The organism is Pedobacter borealis DSM 19626 (assembly GCF_000708285.2).
In the GTDB taxonomy this organism is placed as follows: domain Bacteria; phylum Bacteroidota; class Bacteroidia; order Sphingobacteriales; family Sphingobacteriaceae; genus Pedobacter; species Pedobacter borealis.
In genome coordinates this window covers 1-6,592 of record NZ_JAUG01000149.1, presented here as the reverse complement: position 1 = coordinate 6,592, position 6,592 = coordinate 1, and the positions used below count along the sequence as shown (strand labels likewise).

Annotated in this window: 4 protein-coding genes; 1 reads left to right on the top strand and 3 read right to left on the bottom strand. The window is 38.7% G+C overall.

The window, feature by feature from the left end:
• Positions 1-522: 522 nt before the first annotated feature.
• Both AW17_RS22725 and AW17_RS22720 read right to left on the bottom strand, forming a co-directional pair.
• Positions 523-1,080, bottom strand: a complete 558-nt coding sequence (locus tag AW17_RS22725) for a hypothetical protein (protein WP_051692055.1) — start codon at positions 1,078-1,080, stop codon at positions 523-525.
• 152 nt (positions 1,081-1,232) lie between these two features.
• Complete coding sequence (locus AW17_RS22720; protein WP_029280490.1) at positions 1,233-3,242, bottom strand: thioredoxin domain-containing protein; 2,010 nt, start codon at positions 3,240-3,242, stop codon at positions 1,233-1,235.
• Positions 3,243-3,512: 270 nt separating this feature from the next.
• Between AW17_RS22720 and AW17_RS22715 the strand changes: the two genes are divergently transcribed.
• Entirely contained in the window at positions 3,513-4,610 is a 1,098-nt protein-coding gene (locus AW17_RS22715; protein WP_029280488.1) for a mandelate racemase/muconate lactonizing enzyme family protein, read from the top strand.
• A gap of 88 nt (positions 4,611-4,698) precedes the next feature.
• Here the strand turns inward: AW17_RS22715 and AW17_RS22710 are convergent, their stop codons facing one another.
• Positions 4,699-5,595 carry a glycoside hydrolase family 25 protein gene (locus tag AW17_RS22710; RefSeq protein ID WP_029280486.1) on the bottom strand — a complete coding sequence of 299 codons (897 nt, stop codon included), beginning with the start codon at positions 5,593-5,595 and terminating at the stop codon, positions 4,699-4,701.
• Positions 5,596-6,592: the final 997 nt, after the last annotated feature.

Below are 6,592 nucleotides of genomic sequence, written 5' to 3'. Positions count from 1 at the left end.
TTTGTGGCGTTTTAATCAAGTTTTCTGTTAAGACGGTCGTCACCCTGAATTTATTTCAGGGTCTTTCACGCTAAAAAGATGCTGAAATAAATTCAGCAGGACGATAAAGCGGGATTAGGCGTAAATAAGATATAATTTTCAGCAAATAATTATCGAACTCAGGTTATTAGCAAAAAATGAAATTATACCAATTACAGTAGCAAATTGAAAATCATATGTTTTAAAGAGAGTTTCGATAATTAACATATCTGATAGATTTGATAATACTTAAAGTTTTAGACAACAGAAAAAAAATGGATAGGGTGGTAAAAAAGAAAACCCCCAGTTAAGGGGGTTTAGTGAGACTGACCAGAATTTTATCCTGCCCTTTGCAAGGCTGTCTAGATTGTTATCCTGTCTCAAATACTGATACAAATATAAATATTACTTTATATTTTTACGTATATTATTACAAAAATATTTGCAAAATGTTTTGCAAATATTTTTAAAGCATAATAAATGTTAATAACAATTTATCTAAATTTAATGAGTACACTCACTGACTAATAACAACTTAGCCTTTTCTAAACGCATTAATGTAGAGGTTTCGTCGGGATGAAGTATTAGTTGATACTGCCCATCACTCAATTTAAAACCACCAATTTTCATCGCAGTTTTTAGAGTAACTTCAAACTTATTTAGTCCAAGGTAATGGTATTCAGCAACAACATTCAGTGGGAGTTCGCCATCAACTTCTTTGGTCAAAACAATCCTCTCTGGTCTTGGTACAACTTCAAAATTAACAAAAGAAAACGTTTTGTTCTTTATAGAATAATAAAACAAATGTCTTCCTGCTTCAACAAGTAATGATTTTACAGTATCACTTTCGATTCCATCACGCCTACCTTCTTGGTCACCATGTTGTTGCCTGTCAAAATAATGTTTATCAAAATAAATATCAATTTCAATGTGCTCGGCAGTAGTTGAAATTTTCTTTGCATTTTCTGAACTTTTGTTTTTTACAAATGCTTCAACATCTACAACTACTTCACCAACCTTGGCAGAATAGTCAATTCTTTTACGTTTGTTTTTACTTTGCACGTTATCATTTAGTCTATGACAAGGATAGGTATAACTTTTAAAACCCTTGATTGTATAAACTTAAAGTTAAGAAGAAGTTATCTACACTAATACCGCAAATTTTTAAAGTTTCCTATGAAGAAATAACTGCTCGATTGTGAGATATTGAGATTTTATTGTAAATACTCTAATGCGTCCTCAACAGTGTTAACCGGCAACTGGCATACTTTATTTCGGCAAATATAAACTTTTGTTTCATTGCTTTGCTTACCTTTTAACAGCGGCAGGTTACTTTTTGTTCCGCCCAATGTAATTTTGTTCGGAATATAATGTCCGCTTAATGCTAACTTAATACTATCGGTTTCTAAACCGGTAATGGCAATTTCGTTTACACCGTAAATTTCGTTTAACAGTTGAATAGCCCAGTTTGAGTAGGCAGAACCATAACTTTTGATTTTCGGCTGAACCGCAGCAAGCATTTCTGCCGCTTTTTCGGTATATCGTTCAATATCGAAAAGCAAACCCAATTGCTGCAAATTCTGCGCCATGGTAGAGTTTGAAGCCGGAATCACATTATCCATTACTTCATGTTTACGGGCAATTAAATCTTCGCTTTCGGCAGAGGTATAGAAAAACATCGGCGAATCTGTATCCGTAAAATTAGCGATCACATAATCAGTCAATGATTTTGCCTCTTCTAACCATTTTTCATCAAAATCAGCTTCGTATAAGGCAATCAGTGCTTCAATAAAAAAGGCATAATCATCTAAGAAGCCCGTAATAGAAGCCTTTCCGTTTTTATAATTACGGTATAAGCCACCGTTTTCTGATTTTAAGTGGCTTAGGATAAAACTGGCCGCAGCTGATGCGCTTTCGTAATATGGTTGATGATTTAATACCTCTGCGGCATCGGCCAGGGCTTTAATCATCATACCATTCCAGGCGGTTAAACACTTATCATCCAGGCCTGGTCTGATTCTTTTGCTACGCACAGCCATTAATTTTGTTTTGGCTGAGTTTACTTTGTTATAAAGCTGTTCTGCATCAATATCAAATTTTGCAAGCAGATCGTCATCGCTAATGGTTTTGCGCAAAATATTGGTTTGCTCTTCTTCCCAGTTACCTTCTTCGGTAATGTTGTAGTAAGCGCCGATTAATTTGGCATCTTCTCCCAAAACCTGATCGAATTCTGCTTTATCCCAGATGTAAAACTTGCCTTCTACCCCTTCGCTATCTGCATCTAATGCCGAATAAAACAATCCATCTGCTGAAGTCATCTCTTCAAAAACCCAATTTATGGTTTCAACTACTGTTTGTTTAAACGAATAGAACTTGGTGCACTGATAAGCCTCTGCGTATAAACTGATGAGTTGAGCATTATCGTAAAGCATTTTTTCGAAGTGTGGCACATGCCATTTATCATCAACCGAATAACGGGCGAAACCTCCGCCAATCTGATCATAAATACCACCTCTGCTCATTTCTTCGAGCGTATGGCAAACCGCTGTAAAAACAGATTCATCATCCTTTAAAAAGCCATAACGCAATAAAAACACCCAATTATTGGGTAAAGGAAATTTTGGAGCGCGGTTATATCCCCCGTAACCGATATCGAAATGGCGTTTCCAGGGTTCAATGATTTCGGTAAGGTGTTCGTTTGTATATTCTTCTTTTTCGGGCGCTGGGATTATTTTTTCGCTGTCTTTAATGCCCGAGGTTAACCGCTCTGCATATTGGATAGCCTTATCGGGTTCATTTGCCCAAAGTGCGGCAACATTTTCCAGAATATTGATCCAATCGTTTTTCCTGAAATAGGTTCCGCCATAAATTGGACGCTGATCTGGCAAACAGATACAGTTTAAAGGCCAGCCTCCGCTTCCTGTCATGAGTTGGATGGCATACATATAAATCTGATCAATATCAGGGCGCTCCTCACGGTCTACCTTAATACAGATAAAATGACGGTTCATCACCTCGGCAACTTCATGATTCTCGAAACTTTCGCGTTCCATTACATGGCACCAATGACAGGCAGAATAGCCAATGCTCACCAATATGAGTTTATTTTCCGTTTTTGCCTTTTCCAATGCTTCTGCGCCCCACTCGTACCAATTAACGGGATTATGAGCATGCTGCAACAAATATGGAGATGAGGCGTGGATTAAATTATTAGTATCAGACATGGCAGTTAATGTAAAATGTAAGCGGGAAAAAGGAATTTTAATTTGAGGCGTAAATCTATTAATAATCTACAAACCTGTTTCTATTTAGTTTTTGTTTTTATACTTTAGTTGGAAATCTACCTAACGGAATGGAATTGAGCAAAAACGAGCTATTTATTCTAAAATTTGACGCAGGACGTCTAGAATTGAGTTGGACTCATTATCGACTATTATCCAGATTTGCAAACCCTATACCTTCAACCTTACACCTTAATCATCAACCCTAAAAAAATGAAAATTACCCATACCGAAATATACCGCTTTAGCATACCAATGGAACCTTTTGTTATTGCAACCGGAACCATGCATTTTGCCCAGAATGTATTAATCAGAATTTTTACCGATACGGGCATTCACGGTATTGGAGAGTGCTCAGCATTTCCGATGATTGTAGGTGAAACGCAGGAAACCTGCATTGCGATGGCTAAAGACTTCGCCGCCATTTTAAAAGGGAAAGATCCCTTAGAAATTCCAGAGCGGATGAATGATTTATTAGGTTATGCAGATCATAACAATACCATTAAAAGTGCTTTCGATATGGCATTATTTGATATTGCAGCCAAAAATGCAAAATTACCACTGTATAAATTTCTTGGTGGAACCAAACGCACCATAGAAACCGATATGACCATTGGTATCGATACACCAGAAGGAATGGCTACAACAGCATTGAAATATAAAGGGCAGGGTTGCCGTATCCTAAAAATTAAGCTGGGTAAAAAAGTGCATGATGATATAGAAAGGGTAAAACATATCCGCGAAGCAGTAGGCGAAGATTTGGTTTTACGCCTGGATGCCAATCAGGGCTGGAGTTTCGATGATGCTTTATTTGCTTTAGGCGAATTGGAAAAATACAATATTGAGTTTTGCGAACAACCGATGCGGACATGGTATGATGACAAACTGCCTGAATTAAATGTAAATTCTCCGATTAAGCTCATGGCCGATGAAAGCTGTTACAACCATCACGATGCACGTAAACTGATCAATAGCCAGTCTACAACTTATTTAAACATTAAATTTTCGAAATCCGGAGGCATTTTAGAAGCGCAAAAAATCCATGAGGAAGCTTTACAACGCGGGGTAAAATGCATGATTGGGAGTATGCTCGAAACCAGGATTGCTTTAAGCGCCAATTTACATTTTGCATTGGCCAGTCCTAATGTGGAGTTTTTTGACTTAGATACTGCCTTGCTGGGCCATTTGGTCGATCCTGTGGTTGGTGGCCTCACTTATAATGGATATTTCCTTGATGTGCCCGAAGAAATTGGTATTGGTGCTGAAGCTGATGAATTTTTCTTAGCGGAATGTGAAAGTTGGACGGTTTAGTTTAACGAGTTTGGAGTTGAGCGTTTGGCGTCGATTAACCGATTTAAACAATTAACCAGTTAACCCACGGCAAGTGAACCAATGACTACTAATGAACTAATAACCTATCTAACGCTAAACTATCTCCATTAAAAGCATTGAAATCAACCACATGACCAATGCCGTTAATTTTGGCTTTATCAGAGTGCTGCCAAAATTTCCAACGGCTTTTATCCATCCTTAGTTTTGGTTGATAATAATGGGCAATCCACAAGGGATAATCATCAAAATGATCGACTAAATAATCCTCATAAAATTTAAGCCCGGTATAAACAATCGGCCTAACTTTGGTTTTCATTTCTACATAATTGAGAAAATCGGAGAGTTCTGCCCTCATTTTCAAAGGAGAAACGCCATCCAGCGATTCAATATCAACAACAGGTGGTAAATCACCTTTCTCTACATTCACCACCTGCAAGAAAAATTTAGCCTGCGTTTTACCATCCTTTTTCGGTCTGAAAAAGTGATAAGCTCCACAAATAATTCCTGCTTTTGGGGCTTCACGCCAATTTCGTTGAAAATAAGGATCGACCAGCATTAACCCCTCTGTGGCTTTGATAAAGGCAAAACGGATACTCACCTCATCCTCTTTCATTTCCTTTACTTTTTGCCAGTTTATTTTGCCCTGATAGTATGAAACGTCGATACCATGAACAGTATATTTTTTGGGGATTTTGATGTTAAAACTTTCGTAAGTTCTGTAATTTGGGTCTTGCCCCCAATCTTTAACCCAGCGCCAGGTAGCCACAAAACTTCTTAAAACATAACCATAATAAAATGGAGAGAGTAAAATCAACAATAAACCTGCAATAACCAATTTAAGTTGAACCGAAATACCACCTTTCTTTTTTTTGCCTGTTGTGGGTTTTCTCGCTACAGGTTTCCTAATGGCAGGTTTTCTGGCAACAGGGGGCTTGTTTGTTGGGGTTCTTTTCTCTGGCGGCATGGGGTTATTAATGCCGCTAAGTTGAGGAAAATGTATGGAAATAAAAAAGGCGAGTTGCCCCGCCTTAAATGTTTTTAGCTTTTATTCTTAATGATGTTGATGAAACGTTTAGACTGAATTTCTACAAAAAGAAAGGGCCTTCGGTGACGGCGAACCAAGGCAACGAGCAAAGCTAAAAACCTACAATTGTCATTCTGAACGCAGTGAAGAATCTTTCGGTAAAAGATCCTTCGTACCTCAGGATGACAGAAAATTATTAGAAGCAAACAACGGAGTGACTGCCGTATTAATCGCAGATAACCCGTAGTAGTAAGATTGCTTCCTCGGCTGAAAAAGCCTCATCGCAATGACGGATTTATTGTTATAGTAGAATGCCGACCGTATTATAGCGAGCGCCTTAAACCCCTATCCGCCTATCGGCACCTTTCCCCTGAAAGGGAAAGGACTAAAAACAAATTACTGCGCCCTGCTATCTGCACCCTGCTATCCGGCCTAGCAGATTTTCGCCGGAAAAAGCATGGAAATCTGTGCACTCCTCATCATTACCCCACAGCCCAAGGCAGGATCAAGCGGGTGCGATGGGATAAGCAAGGGTAAGAGCCTCGATGCTGCCGCAATAAAGATTTCCGTAGGTTTTTACAAGAAAAGGTGCAAGCCTTGATCTTTTGTTACTTTTGGATCAAGCCAAAAGTAAGAGCCCCTCGGCGGCGGTAAGCCGAGGCAAGACCGAGCAAAGCTAAAAACCTACAATTGTCATTCTGAACGCAGTGAAGAATCTTTCGGTAAAAGATCCTTCGTACCTCAGGATGACAGAAAATTATTAGAAACAAACAACGGAGTGACTGCCGTATTAATCGCAGATAACCCGTAGTAGTAAGATTGCTTCCTCGGCTGAAAAAGCCTCATCGCAATGACGGATTTATTGTTATAGTAGAATGCCGACCGTATTATAGCGAGCGCCTTAAACCCCTATCCGCCTATCGGCACCTTTCCCCTG

Bases quoted from the DNA above. Each gene is read 5' to 3' on its own strand.
- AW17_RS22720 (WP_029280490.1), bottom strand. From the start codon at position 3,242: ATGTCTGATACTAATAATTTAATCCACGCCTCATCTCCATATTTGTTG.
- AW17_RS22715 (WP_029280488.1), top strand. From the start codon at position 3,513: ATGAAAATTACCCATACCGAAATATACCGCTTTAGCATACCAATGGAA.
- AW17_RS22710 (WP_029280486.1), bottom strand. From the start codon at position 5,595: ATGCCGCCAGAGAAAAGAACCCCAACAAACAAGCCCCCTGTTGCCAGA.